The 16,900-nt window shown below is 69.5% G+C and carries 13 protein-coding genes; 7 read left to right on the plus strand and 6 right to left on the minus strand.

What is annotated here, in order from left to right; genetic code table 11:
• The first annotated feature begins 34 nt into the window (after positions 1 to 34).
• From uvrB to ACIGXP_RS20645, 5 genes are all read left to right on the plus strand, one after another.
• On the plus strand, positions 35 to 2,182 hold the full coding sequence (uvrB, locus tag ACIGXP_RS20625; protein WP_399770172.1) for an excinuclease ABC subunit UvrB: 2,148 nt from the start codon (positions 35 to 37) through the stop codon (positions 2,180 to 2,182).
• Positions 2,183 to 2,338: 156 nt separating this feature from the next.
• Positions 2,339 to 2,917, plus strand: a complete 579-nt coding sequence (locus tag ACIGXP_RS20630) for a TerD family protein (protein ID WP_363213662.1) — start codon at positions 2,339 to 2,341, stop codon at positions 2,915 to 2,917.
• A gap of 55 nt (positions 2,918 to 2,972) precedes the next feature.
• Positions 2,973 to 5,006 carry a TerD family protein gene (locus tag ACIGXP_RS20635; protein ID WP_399770174.1) on the plus strand — a complete coding sequence of 678 codons (2,034 nt, stop codon included), beginning with the start codon at positions 2,973 to 2,975 and terminating at the stop codon, positions 5,004 to 5,006.
• Between the two features lie 233 nt (positions 5,007 to 5,239).
• Positions 5,240 to 6,229, plus strand: a complete 990-nt coding sequence (locus ACIGXP_RS20640) for a TerC family protein (RefSeq protein WP_399770176.1) — start codon at positions 5,240 to 5,242, stop codon at positions 6,227 to 6,229.
• Between the two features lie 149 nt (positions 6,230 to 6,378).
• Positions 6,379 to 7,479 carry a calcium:proton antiporter gene (locus tag ACIGXP_RS20645; RefSeq protein ID WP_399770178.1) on the plus strand — a complete coding sequence of 367 codons (1,101 nt, stop codon included), beginning with the start codon at positions 6,379 to 6,381 and terminating at the stop codon, positions 7,477 to 7,479.
• A gap of 13 nt (positions 7,480 to 7,492) precedes the next feature.
• On the opposite strand, the gene ACIGXP_RS20650 is transcribed toward ACIGXP_RS20645, so the two are convergent.
• Positions 7,493 to 8,797 carry an MFS transporter gene (locus ACIGXP_RS20650; RefSeq protein WP_399770180.1) on the minus strand — a complete coding sequence of 435 codons (1,305 nt, stop codon included), beginning with the start codon at positions 8,795 to 8,797 and terminating at the stop codon, positions 7,493 to 7,495.
• Positions 8,798 to 8,972: 175 nt separating this feature from the next.
• On the opposite strand from ACIGXP_RS20650, the gene aroQ reads away from it, so the two are divergent.
• Positions 8,973 to 9,446, plus strand: coding sequence for a type II 3-dehydroquinate dehydratase (gene aroQ, locus ACIGXP_RS20655; RefSeq protein WP_363213666.1), 474 nt, complete (start codon positions 8,973 to 8,975; stop codon positions 9,444 to 9,446).
• Positions 9,447 to 9,492: 46 nt separating this feature from the next.
• On the opposite strand, the gene ACIGXP_RS20660 is transcribed toward aroQ, so the two are convergent.
• The 5 genes from ACIGXP_RS20660 to ACIGXP_RS20680 form a co-directional block, all read right to left on the minus strand.
• Entirely contained in the window at positions 9,493 to 10,221 is a 729-nt protein-coding gene (locus ACIGXP_RS20660; protein WP_399770519.1) for an amino acid ABC transporter ATP-binding protein, read from the minus strand.
• Positions 10,222 to 10,244: 23 nt separating this feature from the next.
• The gene (locus ACIGXP_RS20665; RefSeq protein ID WP_399770182.1) at positions 10,245 to 11,177 is read right to left on the minus strand and encodes an amino acid ABC transporter permease; all 933 of its coding nucleotides are present in this window, start codon (positions 11,175 to 11,177) and stop codon (positions 10,245 to 10,247) included.
• Positions 11,174 to 12,058 carry an ABC transporter substrate-binding protein gene (locus ACIGXP_RS20670; protein ID WP_399770184.1) on the minus strand — a complete coding sequence of 295 codons (885 nt, stop codon included), beginning with the start codon at positions 12,056 to 12,058 and terminating at the stop codon, positions 11,174 to 11,176. The genes ACIGXP_RS20665 and ACIGXP_RS20670 overlap by 4 nt, the downstream gene beginning before the upstream one ends.
• Before the next feature lie 138 nt (positions 12,059 to 12,196).
• The gene (locus ACIGXP_RS20675) at positions 12,197 to 12,850 is read right to left on the minus strand and encodes an MBL fold metallo-hydrolase (protein WP_399770187.1); all 654 of its coding nucleotides are present in this window, start codon (positions 12,848 to 12,850) and stop codon (positions 12,197 to 12,199) included.
• 45 nt (positions 12,851 to 12,895) lie between these two features.
• On the minus strand, positions 12,896 to 13,582 hold the full coding sequence (locus tag ACIGXP_RS20680) for a maleylpyruvate isomerase family mycothiol-dependent enzyme (protein ID WP_363213670.1): 687 nt from the start codon (positions 13,580 to 13,582) through the stop codon (positions 12,896 to 12,898).
• Positions 13,583 to 13,806: 224 nt separating this feature from the next.
• Here ACIGXP_RS20680 and uvrA point away from each other — a divergent pair, with 224 nt between their 5' ends.
• Positions 13,807 to 16,833, plus strand: a complete 3,027-nt coding sequence (uvrA, locus tag ACIGXP_RS20685; RefSeq protein WP_399770189.1) for an excinuclease ABC subunit UvrA — start codon at positions 13,807 to 13,809, stop codon at positions 16,831 to 16,833.
• Positions 16,834 to 16,900 lie beyond the last annotated feature (67 nt).

Below are 16,900 nucleotides of genomic sequence, written 5' to 3' on the forward strand. Positions count from 1 at the left end.
CCTGTTGTCAGTGCGGGGTCGTACGGTGGATGACATGCGGCCCGTTTCCCACATCGAACGCACGGTGGCGCCCTTCGAGGTCGTCAGCCCCTACCAGCCCAGCGGCGACCAGCCGACGGCCATCGCCGACCTGGCCAGGCGCATCGAGGCCGGTGAGAAGGACGTCGTCCTGCTCGGCGCGACCGGCACCGGCAAGTCCGCCACCACGGCGTGGATGATCGAGAAGCTCCAGCGCCCCACGCTCGTGATGGCACCGAACAAGACGCTGGCCGCCCAGCTGGCCAACGAGTTCCGCGAGCTGCTGCCGAACAACGCGGTCGAATACTTCGTCTCGTACTACGACTACTACCAGCCCGAGGCCTACGTCCCGCAGTCGGACACCTACATCGAGAAGGACTCCTCGATCAACGAGGAGGTCGAGCGGCTGCGCCACTCGGCGACGAACTCGCTGCTCACCCGCCGCGACGTCGTCGTGGTCGCCTCGGTGTCCTGCATCTACGGCCTCGGTACTCCGCAGGAGTACGTGGACCGGATGGTCCCCCTGAGAGTCGGCGACGAGATCGACCGCGACGAGCTGCTGCGCCGCTTCGTCGACATCCAGTACACGCGCAACGACATGGCCTTCAGCCGTGGCACCTTCCGGGTCCGCGGCGACACCATCGAGATCTTCCCGGTCTACGAGGAGCTGGCCGTCCGCATCGAGATGTTCGGCGACGAGATCGAGGCGCTGTCCACGCTGCACCCGCTCACCGGCGAGATCATCAGCGACGACCAGCAGCTGTACGTCTTCCCCGCCTCCCACTACGTCGCCGGCCCCGAGCGCATGGAGCGGGCCGTGAACGACATCGAGAAGGAGCTGGGGGAGCGCCTCGCCGAGCTGGAGAAACAGGGCAAGCTCCTGGAGGCCCAGCGCCTTCGGATGCGCACCACGTACGACATCGAGATGCTCCGCCAGATCGGCACCTGCTCCGGCGTGGAGAACTACTCGATGCACTTCGACGGCCGCTTGCCCGGCTCCCCGCCCAACACCCTGCTGGACTACTTCCCGGACGACTTCCTGCTCGTCATCGACGAGTCGCACGTCACCGTCCCGCAGATCGGCGCCATGTACGAGGGCGACGCCTCCCGTAAGCGCACGCTCGTGGACCACGGCTTCCGCCTGCCCTCCGCGCTGGACAACCGCCCCCTGAAATGGGAGGAGTTCCAGGAGCGCATCGGCCAGACCGTCTACCTGTCGGCCACTCCGGGCACCTACGAGCTGTCCCGCTCGGACGGTGTCGTGGAGCAGATCATCCGCCCGACCGGCCTGGTCGACCCGGAGGTCGTGGTCAAGCCCACCGAGGGCCAGATCGACGACCTGGTGCACGAGATCCGCAAGCGCACCGAGAAGGACGAGCGCGTCCTCGTCACCACCCTCACCAAGAAGATGGCCGAGGACCTCACCGACTACTTCCTGGAGCTCGGCATCCAGGTGCGCTATCTGCACAGCGACGTCGACACCCTGCGCCGCGTCGAGCTGCTGCGCGAGCTGCGCTCCGGTGAGTACGACGTCCTGGTCGGCATCAACCTCCTGCGTGAGGGGCTCGACCTGCCCGAGGTGTCCTTGGTGGCGATCCTGGACGCCGACAAGGAAGGCTTCCTGCGCTCGGGCACCTCGCTGATCCAGACCATCGGCCGCGCGGCGCGCAATGTCTCCGGCCAGGTCCATATGTATGCCGACAAGATCACCCCGGCGATGGAGAAGGCCATCGACGAGACGAACCGCCGCCGGGAGAAGCAGGTCGCCTACAACAAGGCCAACGGCATCGACCCGCAGCCGCTGCGCAAGAAGATCAACGACATCGTCGCGCAGATCGCCCGCGAAGAGGTCGACACCGAGCAGCTCCTCGGCTCCGGCTACCGCAAGTCCAAGGACGGCAAGGGCGCCAAGGCACCCGTCCCGTCACTCGGAGACAAGACCGCCAAGGGCGCAAAGGCCGGCAAGGCCGCCAAGGGCAAAGCCGCGGTCACAGTGCCCACGGACCGCCCGGCGGCCGAACTCGCCGAGCAGATCGAGGAGATGACCGAGCGCATGCGCGCCGCCGCCGCGGAGCTGCAGTTCGAGATCGCGGCCCGGCTGCGTGACGAGGTCTCGGAGATGAAGAAGGAACTGCGCCAGATGCGGGAAGCCGGCCTCGCCTGAGCCCCGCCACCCCGCCGGACCTCGGCATATGCGCCAAGTGTTGCAACACCGACACAAAGCGCGGGCCGGGGTTCGGCGCTGTCGGTGCACATGCGTAGGGTTCTTGACAACCGCGCACTGCGCGGCAACAGGGGACCATCGAGAGGGGATTCAGCGGTGTCCGTCAACTTGAGCAAGGGTCAGGCCATCAGCCTGGAGAAGAAGGACGGGGCCACCCTGACCGCGGTCCGTATGGGACTCGGCTGGCAGGCGGCGAAACGGCGCGGCCTGTTCGGCTCCCGCACCCGCGAGATCGACCTCGACGCCTCCGCCGTCCTCTTCGCCGAGAAGCAGCCGGTCGACGTCGTCTTCTTCCGCCACCTGGTGAGCGACGACGGCTCCGTCCGCCACACCGGTGACAACCTCGTCGGCGGCGTCGGCCAGGGCGGTGACGACGAGGCGATCCTCGTGGACCTGCAGCGCGTCCCGGTCCACATCGACCAGATCGTCTTCACCGTGAACTCCTTCACGGGCCAGACCTTCGAGGAGGTGCAGAACGCGTTCTGCCGCCTCGTGGACGAGACCAACGGCCAGGAACTCGCCCGCTACACGCTCGACGGCGGCGGCAATTACACCGCCCAGATCATGGCGAAGGTGCACCGCGCGGGCTCGGGCTGGACGATGACGGCCCTCGGCACCCCGACCAACGGCCGCACGTTCCAGGACCTGATGCCGGCGATCCTGCCGCACCTGTAGGACCGCCGCTCTACGCGCAGGGCGCACGACAGAACGACACAGGGGGGCGACGGCGATGACGGCCGAGCTGGTGCGGGGACAGAACCACCCGCTGTCCCACGTCCGGCTGACGATCCGGGTCTCGGCCGGGGCACCGGTCCTGGCCGGGGCCATGCTCGGCGACGAGAACGGCACGGTGCACGGCACCCAGTGGGTGGCCCATCCCGGCGCGCCCGCTCTGCCCGGCATCGAGGTGTCCCGGCAGTGCGCCACGGAACACCGGCTGGCCGTCGACCTGGACGCCCTGCCCGAGGCCGCGCACCGCGTCGACGTCTTCCTCGCCCTGCCCACAGGAGCCGGAGCGCCGCCGCGGTTCGGTGCCGTCGCCGCCCCCCACACCGTGGTCGAGGGCCTCGACGGCACCGAACTCGCCTCCTACACCCTCACCGGCCTGGACAGCGAGACGGCCGTCCTCGCCCTGGAGCTGTACCGCAGACAGGGCGCCTGGAAAGTGCGCGCGGTGGGCCAGGGCCACGCGGCCGGGCTCACGGCACTCCTCGCCGACCAGGGGCTGTGCGAGGCCGCCGACCTCGCGGCCGCAGTCCATGAGTCGGCGGCCCACGGCCCGTCCCGCGCACTGCCGACCCCCTCCACCGCACCGGCGCCGCAGGACACCTCGGGCCGCGAAACCGCCGCCCGCGCACCGCAGGACACCTCCGCGACGGTCCCGCACGACGCCTCCGCCGCGGCCCGGGACACGTCGGCTTCCGCGCCGTACGACACCCGTGCGCCGGAGCCCCCGCACGCTCCCGCCCCCGGTACGGCGGAGCCGACGCCCTCGTATCCCGCACGGAACCCGTACGACGCCCAGGCCTCCGGCACCGGCCCGCGCGATACCGGCGCCCGGGTCGACTACACGCACCCCGGCCGCCGCCCGCACGCCACACCGCCTCCGGCAGCTGCGGACACCGACGGCCGGCCCGCGCCGCCCGTCGCGGGTGACGCCGTGGGCTGGTCGATGGAGGAGCGGCTGTACAACCAGGTCTGGGGCATGTTCGAGGACCTGGCGCGCACGACCGCCGCGTACCGCAGCGCCGTAGAGTTCGCCGACTCCCGCCTGGAGAAGGAACTCGACCAGGCCCTCACCGAACCCCGTGGGCGGCTCGGCACCGCGGGAGAGACCGCGCGTGAGGCGGCCCACGCCCGCCGGACGCAGCTGGTGGCACAGGCACGCGCGGTCCTCGACCGAGATCTCGCCCAGCTGACCGCCGAGTCCGAGGTGGTCGAACCCGCGCTGCCGCCCGCATACGCAGGCTGGGACAACCCCGTCTGGCACGGCTACCGCATGCCCACCGAGCCACCGATGGCCCTGCGCCTCGGCGACCTGCATCTGCCCGAGAGCGTGCCGCTGCGCATACCCATGCTGGTCAGACTGCCGCTGGAGCGCGGTCTGTGGCTCGACAGCGGGTCGGCGGCGGCATCCGACGGCTTCCCGGACTCCGTCCAGCTGCGGCACCTGGCCATGGAGGCGGCGGTGGCGCTCGCGGCGCGGCTGCTCGCCGTGCATCCGGCGGGGGACTTCGCCGTGCAGGTCATCGACCCGGCCGGCGCCGGGGCAGCGGCGTTCGCTCCGCTCAGCCGGACCGGCGTGCTCGCCGCGCCTCCCGCGACCGGGGCGGCCGGGGTGAGGGAGGTGCTGGAGAAGCTCACCCGGCGGGTCGACCTGGTGCAGATGGCCGTGCGCGGCGGCGCGCCCGAATCGCTGCCCGCCGATGTCGACACCGCACGACAACTGCTCATCGTCAATGACTTCCCGCACGGTTTCGACGACCGGGCCGTGACCCGGCTGCGCTATCTCGCCGACGAGGGGCCCGACGTCGGTGTGCACCTCCTGCTGGTGGCGGACCGCGAGGACGCAGCGGCCTACGGCCCCCTGCTCGATCCGCTGTGGCGTTCGCTGATGCGACTCACCCCCGTGCCCGACGATCACCTCGCCGACCCCTGGGTCGGGCACGCCTGGACCTACGAACCCTCGCTGGTGCCGGCCGGCAGCCAGATCGTGCACCAGGTCCTCGCCGAGGTGGCCAGGAACCTGACCAAGCACAGGTAAAGGACTGCTGACCAGGCTATTTGGTCTTTATTTTCCCTTTCTCTTTACCTTTCCTTGGTGATTGGGTACCGTTTCCGTACGGAGGGGAGTACTCCCTGACTGCGGCGCACCCGTCAGTACGGACCGGTTCCGGTCCCGGGGCGCCGGCCCGGCGCGGGTGGAAGAGACCTCCGGCAGCGACGACGCTGATGTGTTTGCCGTTACGTAATGCCGGAGGTGCAGTGGAAGTCTCCATGACCCTGTGGGTCCTGACCGTCGTGGGTCTCGCCGCCCTGATCGGGATCGATTTCTTCATCGGGCGCAAGCCGCATGAGGTCTCGATCAAGGAAGCCGGTGTCTGGACCGTCGTCTGGATCGCCCTGGCCGGGCTCTTCGGTCTCGGTCTGCTCGTCTTCGGCGGCGGACAGCCGGCCGGCGAGTTCTTCGCCGGATTCATCACCGAGAAGTCGCTGAGCGTCGACAACCTCTTCGTCTTCGTCCTGATCATGGCGAAGTTCGCGGTGCCCGCTCAGTACCAGCAGCGCGTCCTGCTTGTCGGCGTGCTCATAGCCCTGGTCCTGCGGGCCGTCTTCATCGCAGCGGGAGCCGCGATCATCGGCAGCTTCTCCTGGGTGTTCTTCCTCTTCGGCGCCTTTCTGATCTGGACCGCCTGGAAGCTCGTCCAGGAGGCCCGTGCGGACGAGGAGGACGAGGAGTACGAGGAGAACAGGCTGCTGAAGGCCGCGGAGCGCAAGTTCGGCGTGGCCGACCGGTACCACGGCACCAAGCTGTGGATCCGGCAGAACGGCAAGCGGGTCATGACTCCGATGCTGGTCGTGATGCTCGCCATCGGCACCACGGACGTGCTGTTCGCCCTGGACTCCATCCCCGCGATCTTCGGCCTGACCCAGGACCCGTACATCGTCTTCACGGCCAACGCCTTCGCCCTGATGGGGCTGCGGCAGCTGTACTTCCTCATCGGTGGCCTGCTGAAGAAGCTGGTCCACCTCTCGTACGGCCTGTCGATCATCCTGGGCTTCATCGGCGTCAAGCTGGTGCTGCACGCCCTGCACGAGTCCGGCGTCCATGTCCCCGAGATCAGCATCCCCTTCTCGCTCGGAGTGATCTGCGCTGTCCTGGTCGTCACCACCATCACCAGCCTGATGGCCTCCAGGAAGCAGGCCGCCGTCGAGGCGGCACGCGCCGACGTGCAAGGCCCTCCCAAGGACAGTGTCGACGCCTGATCAAGGCCGCGCCGGTACGGCCCGGGGCGGGAGCGGACTGCGCGGAGCGGGTACCGCTCCCGCCGATGCCGGTCCGCACGGCAGAAAGGACGGTAGGCATCAGAAAAGTGCGGAATGCGAATCCTGTACGTCTCTGCGACCATCGCCGCATGATCACTCCGCTCCGGTCGGTCACCCGGCAATGGACGATCCTGGTGCCCGTCCTCGCGGTCGTCCTCCTGGTGTTCACCTGGGGCCGTGAGATGCCGGGCGCGGTCGTCGCCCTGGTGACCGTGGTGCTCGCCGGCTCCGTCCTGGCCGCGGTGCATCACGCGGAGGTCGTCGCCCACCGCGTCGGTGAACCCTTCGGTTCCCTGGTGCTCGCCCTCGCCGTCACGGTCATCGAGGTGGCCCTGATCGTCACCCTCATGGCCGACGGTGGCGACAAGAGTTCCACCCTGGCCAGAGACACCGTCTTCGCCGCGGTGATGATCACCTGCAACGGTGTCGTCGGAATCTGTCTGCTCGTCGCCTCGCTGAGGCACGGCACGGCGGTGTTCAACCCCGAGGGGTCCGGCGCCGCCCTGGCGACCGTGGCGACGCTCGCCACCCTCAGCCTGGTGCTGCCGACGTTCACCACCAGCAAGCCCGGGCCTGAGTTCTCCACCGTGCAGCTGACCTTCGCCGCACTGTCCTCGCTGATCCTGTACGGCCTCTTCGTGGCCACCCAGACCGTGCGCCACCGCGACTACTTCCTGCCGATCACCCGGCAGGGCGAGGTCATCACCGCCGACGGCCACGCCCCACCCCCGTCCCCGCGGACGGCCTGGATCAGCCTCGGTCTGCTGGGCCTGGCGCTGATCGGCGTGGTCGGCCTGGCCAAGGGCGTGTCACCCACCATCGAATCGGGCGTACAGGCGGCCGGCCTGCACCCCGCCGTCGTCGGTGTCATCATCGCCCTGCTCGTCCTGTTGCCGGAGACGATCGCCGCGCTGCGCTCCGCACGCCGCGACCGGGTGCAGACCAGCCTCAACCTCGCTCTCGGCTCGGCCATGGCCAGCATCGGCCTGACCATCCCGGCCGTCGCCCTCGCCTCCGTCTGGCTGTCCGGACCGCTGGTCCTCGGCCTCGGTTCGACACACATGCTGCTGCTCGCGCTGACCGTGGTGGTCAGCTCCCTGACGGTGGTGCCGGGACGGGCCACACCTCTGCAGGGAGGGGTCCACCTGGTGCTCTTCGCGGCATACCTGGAACTGGCGATCAACCCGTAGCGCACGGACCGGGTCAGCCCGTCGCCGGCTCCACCGCGGGGACCGGGACCGGCCGCGTCTCCGGAAGCAGCGCGAAGCACCCCAGACTGAGCAGCGCGACGCCCGTCAGATACGCGCCCACGGCCCAGGGCACCCGTCCGCCCTGCTCCGCCAGCGCCGTGGCCACGATCGGGGTGAGTGCGCCGCCGAGGACCCCGCCGAGGTTGTAGCCCACCGCCGCGCCCGTGCAGCGCACCCGCGCTTCGTACAGTTCCGGCAGGTAGGCGGCGATGACCGCGAACATGATGATGAAGGCGATCAGGGCGCCCAGAATGCCGAGGAACATCAGCAACGGCTCACCGGTGGCCAGCAGCGCCACCATCGGGAGCATCCACACGGCGCAGGCCGAGCACCCCGTCAGACACATCGGCCGGCGCCCATAGCGGTCGCCGAGCAGGGCCATCAGGGGTGTCAGTGCCCCGTTCACGACCACCGCGGCCATGACACAGGTCAGCATCACCGTCCGGCTCACCCCGAGCCGCTCCGTCGCATACGCCAGCGACCAGGTCGTCACCGCATAGAACACCGCGTACCCGACGGCCAGGGCGCCGGCCGTCAGCAGCACCAGCCGCCCGTGATGCCGTACGACCTCGACGAGCGGCACGCGCGCGTGGTCGTCGATTTCCAGGAACCGAGGGCTCTCCGCGAGCGACGAGCGCAACCACAGCCCGGCCAGCGCCAGCACCCCGGCCGCCCAGAACGGCACCCGCCATCCCCACCGCGCGAACTCCGCGTCCGACAGCGCCGCCGACAGGGCGAGCATCACACCGTTGGCGAGCACGAAACCGATCGCGGGACCCACCTGAGGGAAGCTCGACCACAGCGCGCGTCGCCCGGCCGGCGCGTGCTCGGCGGTCAGCAGCACCGCTCCACCCCACTCCCCGCCGAGCCCCAGCCCCTGCAGGAAGCGCAGGACGAGCAGCAGCACGGGTGCGGCGACGCCCATCGTGCCGTACGACGGCACGCAGCCCACCGCGACCGTCGAGGCGCCCGTGAGCAGCAGCGAGGCGACGAGCACCGGCCGCCGCCCGCGCCGGTCGCCGAGGTGCCCGAAGAGCACCGAGCCGAGCGGACGGGCCACGAATCCCACCCCGAACGTCCCGAACGCCGCCAGGGTTCCTGCGACGGGCGAGAACGTCGGGAAGAACAGCGGTCCCAGAACCAGGGCCGCCGCCGTCCCGTAGACGAAGAAGTCGTAGAACTCGATCGCGGTACCCGCCAGCGACGCGGCGGCGAGTCTCGGCAACGAAGGGGCACTTACGGCGCGTACAGGCTGCATGCCGCGTCAACTACCCACTGTGATCGGCGGTTACGGGGCGCGCGGAGGTGACCGGGCGGCCGTGGCGTGCGCCGAAGTCACTGGTGCGCATGGCCCGCCCTTCGCTCCGGTCAGCGTGATAGACCGGGGGCGAGCAGCGGTCGTCGAGTACCGCCCCGAACGGACCGGAGGAACCGTGCCCCGCACCCTGGCCAACGCCCCGATCATGATCCTCAACGGGCCCAACCTGAATCTGCTCGGTCAGCGCCAGCCCGAGATCTACGGCAAGGACACGCTGGCCGACGTCGAGGCGCTGTGCGCCAAGGCGGCGGCCGCGCACGGCGGCACGGTGGACTTCCGGCAGTCCAACCACGAGGGCGAACTGGTCGACTGGATCCACGAGGCGCGCTTGGACCACTGCGGGATCGTCATCAACCCCGGCGCCTACTCCCACACGTCGGTCGCGATTCTGGACGCACTCAACACCTGTGACGGCATGCCCGTGCTGGAGGTGCACATCTCCAACATCCACCAGCGCGAATCGTTCCGGCACCACTCCTACGTCTCGCTGCGCGCCGACGGCGTGATCGCCGGATGCGGCGTGCAGGGCTATGTGTTCGGCGTGGAGCGCGTGGCAGCCATGCTGGGCGCCGCTCAGGCCGACGCGTAGGCCTGCGCCGACGCGTAGGCCTGCCTCGACGAGTGGGCCGGCGCCGTCACAGGCGGCCCGCCTCCACGATCCGCCGCAGGAAGCGCCGTGTGCGCTCCTGCTGCGGGTCACCGAAGACCTGCTCGGCGGTGCCGCGCTCCAGGACGACTCCACCGTCCAGAAAACAAACCTGGTCGGCGACGTCCCGCGCGAAGCCCATCTCGTGCGTCGCCAGCACCATGGTCATGCCGTCGTCCTTCAGGTCCCGGACCACCTCCAGGACCTCGCCCACGAGTTCGGGGTCGAGCGCCGCCGTGATCTCGTCCAGCAGCAACAGCCGGGGCCGCACGGCAAGCGCCCGTACGATCGCCACACGCTGCTGCTGGCCGCCGCTGAGCCGGTCCGGGTAGGCGCGAGCCTTGGCGGCCAGTCCGAGGCGCTCCAGCAGCTCTGTGGCCCGTTCCTCGGCCTCGTCGCGGGCGACGCCGTGGACCCGCCGCGGCGCCAGCGTGATGTTGTCCAGCACGGTCATGTGCGGGAACAGGTTGTACGCCTGGAAGACCACACCGATGCGACGCCGCACGGCGTCCTGGTCGGCACGGGGATCGGTGATCTCCTCGCCGTCCAGCCAGATCGCACCGTCGTCGATCTCCTCCAGGAGATTGGCGCAGCGCAGCAGCGTGGACTTGCCCGAGCCGGAGGCGCCGATCAGCGCGGTCACCGTGTGCGGGGCGACCTCCAGACCGACGTCCCGCAGCACCACCGAGCCGCCGAAGGTCTTGCGGACGGACTCCATCCGCAGAACAGGCGCGTCGTCGCTCACAGCGATCCTCCCTGGGCCTGCTGCCGGTCCATCCGCGCCGTCACCCAGTCCGTGAAGCGGGTCATCGGAATGGTCAGCGCCACGAACACCAGCCCCGCGACGATGTACGGCGTGTAGTTCAGACTCCGGCCCACGATGATGTCGGCCGCGCGGACGGCGTCCACCGCCCCGCCGATCGACACCAGACCGGTGTCCTTCTGCAGCGACACCAGGTCGTTGAGCAGTGGTGGCACCTGACGCCGTACCGCCTGGGGGAGGACGACGTAGCGCAGGGCCTGCCGGTTGGTGAGGCCCAGCGAGCGGGCCGCGGCGTGCTGCGAAGGGTGGATCGACTCGATGCCGGCCCGGAACACCTCGGCCACGTACGCCGCGTACGTCAGGGTCAGCGCCGTACCGCCCAGCAGCACCGGATCGACCGTCACGCCCTGCAGCCGCAGCGCCGGCACGCCCAGGACGACGATCATCAGGTTGATGATCAGCGGAAGGCCACGGAAGAAGTCGGTGTACGCCGCCGCCAGCACCCGCAACGGGAAGAAGACCGGGCCGCGCAGGGTGCGCGCGATCGCGATCAGCATGCCCAGAACCAGGACGGCGACGCCGCACACCGCGAGCAGGCGGACGTTCAGCCACAGCCCTTCGAGGACCTTCGGCAGCGCCTCGCGCGCGTAGTGCGCGTTGAAGAACGTCTCCCTGGTGCGCGGCCAGCCCGGCGCATTCACCACGACCAGGTACAGCACGACAGCCGTCAGCAGCGTCGAGAGCGCTGCCACGGCCGTGGCGCGGCGGGCACGCGCGCGTTGACGGCGCTCGCGCTCCAGCCGCCGTTCGGACGGTACGTAGCCGTCATCGGGAACGTCGGCGGCGGCGCCGGTCATGTCGCCCTTGTCGTCGGCCCCCTCCCGCGCCGACTCGCCCTTGGTGACCGTCACTTGAGCACCGGGGCGTCGACGGCGTCGGAGAGCCACTGCTTCTCGAGCTTCGCCAAGGTGCCGTCCTTGCGCAGGGCGTCGACGGCGCCGCTCACGCACGACGTCAGGGCGCTGCCCTTGTCCAGTACCAGCCCGAACTGCTCGGGCGTGGCGCCCTGGTTCTCGAACTGGCCGACGATCTTCGCGTTCGTCACCTCGGCCGCGGTGATGTAGAACGCGGTCGGCAGGTCGACGACGACGGCGTCGACCTGCCCGTTCTTCAGGGCGGACTTGGCCTGGTCGTTCTTGGCGTACACCGCGGCCTCCTGCTTCGGCTTCACCACGTCGGTGATGTAGTCGAGGCTCGTGGTGCCCACCTGGGCGCCCAGCTTGAGGCCCTTCAGGTCCGTGATGCTCGTCGCTTCGGCGGCCTTGCTGCCCTTCAGGGCGATGACGGCCTGACGCACGTCGTAGTAGCCGGAGGAGAAGTCGACGGCCTTCCTGCGCTCGGTGCTGATCGACACCTGGTTGATGTCGAAGTCGAAGGTCTTCACACCCGGCGCGAACGCCTTGTTGAACGGCACGCTCTGCCATACGACCGCGCTCTTGCCGTAACCCAGCTGCCGGGCCACGGCGTAGGCGACCGCAGACTCGAAGCCCTTGCCGTTGGCCGGCTTGTCGTCCTTGAACCAGGGCTCGTACGCCGGTTCGTCCGTCGCGATCGTCAGCTTGCCGGAGGCCTTGGTCGCCAACTTGCCCTTGGCGCAGCTCTTCACGGCCGATCCGGACGGGCTTGCCGACGCGTTGTCCTCGGGCTGCGGAGCACAGCCGACAGCGGTGGCGAGCAGGGCTACGGTGGCGGCGGCCAGCGCACGGCGCAGGGTGCGAGGGGCGAGGTACATGGCGGGAGATTGGCAGCGAACCCCACGTTTGTCCAGGTCATGGCCGTAACTGTCCGCATAGTGGGAACGGGTGTTGCGGTCCTGTGAACGCTGTGCGTACGCGCCCGCGCAAGGGGCACGGGGGACCGCGCCGACACCTCACCAGCCTCGGGATCGCCACTCCGCCAGGTGGGGCCGCTCGTCGCCGAGGGTCGTGTCGTTCCCGTGGCCCGGGTAGATCCACGTTTCGTCAGGCAACGGGCCGAAGACCTTCTCCTCCAGACCGTCCATCAGACTGGTGAAGTCCCGCGGATTCGTTGTCTTTCCAGGGCCTCCCGGGAAGAGGCAGTCGCCGGTGAAGACGTGCGGGTGGCCGTGCGGGTCGTCGTAGACCAGCGCGATCGAGCCCGGGGTGTGCCCCACGAGATGCCGCGCGGTGAGCTCGACACGTCCCACCCTGATGACATCGCCGTCGTCCACGAGAACATCGGTGGGCACCGGGATGCCGGGGGCATCCTCGCGGCCGGCGTACGTACGCGCGCCCGTGGCGGCGACGACCTCGGCGAGTGCCTGCCAGTGGTCGCCGTGCCGATGCGTGGTGACCACGGATGCGATGCCGTCGTCACCGATCATGCCGAGGAGCGTCTGCGCCTCGTTGGCGGCATCGATCAGAAGCTGTTCGTCGGTGGCCCGGCAGCGCAGCAGGTAGGCGTTGTTGTCCATCGGGCCGACCGCGATCTTCGTGATCATCAGGTCTTTCAGCTCGTGTACGTCGGCCGGTCCGCCGACCCTGACCTCTCCGCTGTACGTCATGGTGATCAGCCTATAGCGGGGAGTGCCCGGCGGACCGTTGTCGCGCTACAGCGGCGGCAGCTTCGGCAGCGCGCCGCCGGCCGCCTTCAGCGCGGCCCCCTCACGACGTCCGGCGAGCCAGCCCAGCAGGTCCGCCGGAGCGCCGTTAACCGTCACCTCGGGCTCGGCCGCCTCGCGTCCCGTGCTCCACGCGCGCGTGCCGTCCGTGACACGGGTTGCGGGGACCTCGGAATGCCCGAGGAAGCGCGCCGCGAGGAAGTCGATCTCCCGCTCCGTGAACTCGGCCGGAAGATCCTCCAGCTCGTACCCGATGCCGAGATCGACATGGTGCAGTTCGACCTCGATCCACCTGCGGAACGGCACGCGCGACGCGGAGTCGGTGACCCCGTTGCGCAGCTCCACCGTGCGCCTCCAGTCCGCCGGCGCGTCCCCCGCCGCCTGGAAGCGGGCCGCCGTCTCGCGCAGGTCGGCGAGCTGGGCGTCGAGCGGACGCGAGGCGTCGCGTTCGATGTCGGCGTCCCGCGCCTCGGCGCTCGCGTACATGGGCCGGCCCTCCAGAACGTTCACGAGCGCGTCCGCGTTGCGGGCGAGGTGGGCGAGGACGTGGCCGCGAGTCCAGCCCGGAAGCCGTGACGGCTCGGCGAGCGATGCGTTGTCCAGTTCGGCGACCGCGGTCAGCAGCCGTTCGGTCGCGTCCCGTACACATGCCAGGTCATGAGCGTGATCAATCATGGGCCTGACATTAGCCCCGCCACACCTTCGGGTGAAGGTGGTGAAGCCCGTCCGCAAATCGAAAGCACGTGCTATATCGTCGGAGGCGACGTCGGGCATGCTGGATGGCCGGGGGTTGTTATGCAATCGGGCAATCCGACCGGCGTTGTCAGTGGCTCCCCCTAGTCTGAAGAAGCACGGGGGCCCCGCCCCTGTCACTTCTCTCAAGAAAGGTGCGGACCGGCGTGGCCGACCGTCTCATCGTCCGTGGCGCGCGCGAGCACAACCTGAAGAACGTCTCGCTCGACCTGCCTCGTGACTCGCTCATCGTCTTCACGGGCCTGTCCGGGTCGGGCAAGTCCTCCCTGGCCTTCGACACGATCTTCGCGGAGGGCCAGCGCCGCTACGTGGAGTCGCTCTCCTCGTACGCCCGGCAGTTCCTCGGCCAGATGGACAAGCCGGACGTGGACTTCATCGAAGGCCTGTCCCCGGCGGTCTCCATCGACCAGAAGTCGACCTCGCGCAACCCGCGCTCGACGGTCGGCACCATCACCGAGGTCTACGACTACCTGCGTCTGCTCTTCGCGCGCATCGGCAAGCCGCACTGCCCCGAGTGCGGCCGCCCGATCTCGCGCCAGTCGCCGCAGGCCATCGTGGACAAGGTCCTGGAGCTGCCGGAGGGGAGCCGCTTCCAGGTGCTGTCGCCGCTCGTGCGCGAGCGCAAGGGCGAGTTCGTGGACCTCTTCGCCGACCTGCAGACCAAGGGCTACTCCCGCGCGCGCGTGGACGGCCGGACCATCCAGCTCTCCGACCCGCCGGCGCTGAAGAAGCAGGAGAAGCACACCATCGAGGTGGTCGTGGACCGCCTCACGGTGAAGGAGTCCGCCAAGCGCCGGCTCACCGACTCCGTGGAGACCGCCCTCGGTCTGTCCGGCGGCATGATCGTGCTCGACTTCGTCGACCTCCCCGAGGACGACCCCGAGCGCGAGCGCATGTATTCCGAGCACCTGTACTGCCCGTACGACGACCTGTCCTTCGAGGAGCTGGAGCCCCGCTCCTTCTCCTTCAACTCGCCCTTCGGCGCCTGCCCCGACTGCACCGGCATCGGCACGCGCATGGAGGTCGACCCGGAACTGATCGTCCCGGACCCGGACAAGTCCCTGGACGAGGGCGCCATCCACCCCTGGTCGCACGGGCACACCAAGGACTACTTCGGCCGCCTGATCGGCGCCCTCGCGGATGCCCTCGGCTTCCGTACGGACATCCCGTTCGCGGGCCTGCCCCAGCGCGCGAAGAAGGCCCTGCTGTACGGCCACAAGACCCAGATCGAGGTGCGCTACCGCAACCGGTACGGCCGCGAGCGGGTGTACACCACGCCCTTCGAGGGCGCGGTGCCGTTCGTGAAGCGCCGCCACAGCGAGGCCGAGAGCGACGCCAGCCGCGAGCGCTTCGAGGGCTACATGCGCGAGGTGCCCTGCCCGAGCTGTGAGGGCACGCGCCTGAAGCCGATCGTCCTCGCGGTCACGATCATGGAGAAGTCGATCGCCGAGGTCTCCGGGATGTCGATCAGCGACTGCGCGGACTTCCTGGGCCGGCTGAAGCTGAACGCCCGGGACAAGAAGATCGCCGAGCGCGTGCTGAAGGAGGTCAACGAGCGGCTGCGCTTCCTGGTCGACGTCGGCCTGGACTACCTCTCACTGAACCGCGCGGCCGGCACGCTCTCCGGCGGCGAGGCCCAGCGCATCCGCCTGGCCACGCAGATCGGCTCCGGTCTCGTCGGCGTCCTGTACGTCCTGGACGAGCCGTCCATCGGCCTGCACCAACGGGACAACCACCGGCTGATCGAGACCCTGGTCCGGCTGCGCGACATGGGCAACACGCTCATCGTCGTGGAGCACGACGAGGACACCATCAAGGTCGCCGACTGGGTGGTGGACATCGGTCCCGGAGCCGGCGAGCACGGCGGCAAGGTCGTACACAGCGGCTCGCTGAAGGAACTGCTCGCCAACACCGAGTCGCAGACCGGCGCGTACCTCTCGGGCCGCAAGGCGATCCCGCTCCCGGACATCCGCCGCCCCCGCGACCCGTCCCGGCAGCTCACCGTGCACGGCGCCCGCGAGAACAACCTGCAGGACATCGACGTGTCGTTCCCGCTGGGTGTGTTCACGGCCGTCACGGGCGTCTCCGGATCCGGCAAGTCCACGCTGGTCAACGACATCCTCTACACGCACCTGGCCCGCGAGCTGAACGGCGCACGGAACGTCCCCGGACGGCACACGCGCGTGGACGGCGACGACCTGGTCGACAAGGTCGTCCACGTCGACCAGTCGCCGATCGGCCGCACCCCGCGGTCCAACCCGGCGACGTACACCGGCGTCTTCGACCACATCCGCAAGCTGTTCGCCGAGACCACCGAGGCGAAGGTCCGCGGGTATCTGCCGGGCCGCTTCTCCTTCAACGTCAAGGGCGGCCGCTGCGAGAACTGCGCGGGCGACGGCACGATCAAGATCGAGATGAACTTCCTCCCGGACGTCTACGTCCCGTGCGAGGTCTGCCACGGCGCCCGGTACAACCGGGAGACCCTGGAGGTCCACTACAAGGGCAAGTCCATCGCCGACGTGCTGAACATGCCGATCGAGGAGGCCGCCGACTTCTTCGAGGCCGTCCCGGCCATCTCCCGGCACCTGAGGACACTGAAGGACGTCGGCCTCGGCTACGTCCGCCTCGGCCAGTCCGCCACCACCCTCTCCGGCGGCGAGGCCCAGCGTGTGAAGCTGGCCAGCGAACTGCAGAAGCGCTCCACCGGGCGCACGGTCTACGTCCTGGACGAGCCGACCACCGGTCTGCACTTCGAGGACATCAGCAAGCTGCTGACGGTCCTCGGCGGCCTGGTCGACAAGGGCAACACGGTCATCGTCATCGAGCACAACCTCGACGTGATCAAGACCGCCGACTGGATTGTGGACATGGGTCCCGAGGGCGGTGCCGGCGGTGGCCTCGTGGTCGCCGAAGGCACGCCGGAGGAGGTCGCCGGGGTGCCGGCCAGCCACACCGGCAAGTTCCTGCGCGAGATCCTCGGCGCCGACCGCATCAGCGACGCGGACCCGGCGACGGCACCCCGTGCGACCACGGTCCGGAAGACGGCCGCGGCTGCGACGGCGGCGAAGAAGACGGTGACGGCCAAGGCCAACAACACGGCCACCAAGAAGGCCGCCACAACCACGAAGAAGACGACGCCCGCGAAGAAGACGACGCGGGCACGCAAGGCCTGACGCAGGCAGCAGACAAGGTCTGACACACAGCCAAAGAGCGGCGCCCCGCGGGAACTTCCCGCGGGGC

The organism is Streptomyces sp. NPDC053069 (assembly GCF_044546895.1).
Classification (GTDB): Bacteria; Actinomycetota; Actinomycetes; order Streptomycetales; family Streptomycetaceae; genus Streptomyces.

Coding starts and splice junctions, on each gene's coding strand:
- uvrB (WP_399770172.1), top strand. CDS start 35: ATGCGGCCCGTTTCCCACATCGAACGCACGGTGGCGCCCTTCGAGGTC.
- ACIGXP_RS20635 (WP_399770174.1), top strand. CDS start 2,973: ATGACGGCCGAGCTGGTGCGGGGACAGAACCACCCGCTGTCCCACGTC.
- ACIGXP_RS20640 (WP_399770176.1), top strand. CDS start 5,240: ATGACCCTGTGGGTCCTGACCGTCGTGGGTCTCGCCGCCCTGATCGGG.
- ACIGXP_RS20645 (WP_399770178.1), top strand. CDS start 6,379: ATGATCACTCCGCTCCGGTCGGTCACCCGGCAATGGACGATCCTGGTG.
- ACIGXP_RS20650 (WP_399770180.1), bottom strand. CDS start 8,797: ATGCAGCCTGTACGCGCCGTAAGTGCCCCTTCGTTGCCGAGACTCGCC.
- ACIGXP_RS20660 (WP_399770519.1), bottom strand. CDS start 10,221: ATGGAGTCCGTCCGCAAGACCTTCGGCGGCTCGGTGGTGCTGCGGGAC.
- ACIGXP_RS20670 (WP_399770184.1), bottom strand. CDS start 12,058: ATGTACCTCGCCCCTCGCACCCTGCGCCGTGCGCTGGCCGCCGCCACC.
- ACIGXP_RS20675 (WP_399770187.1), bottom strand. CDS start 12,850: ATGACGTACAGCGGAGAGGTCAGGGTCGGCGGACCGGCCGACGTACAC.
- ACIGXP_RS20680 (WP_363213670.1), bottom strand. CDS start 13,582: ATGATTGATCACGCTCATGACCTGGCATGTGTACGGGACGCGACCGAA.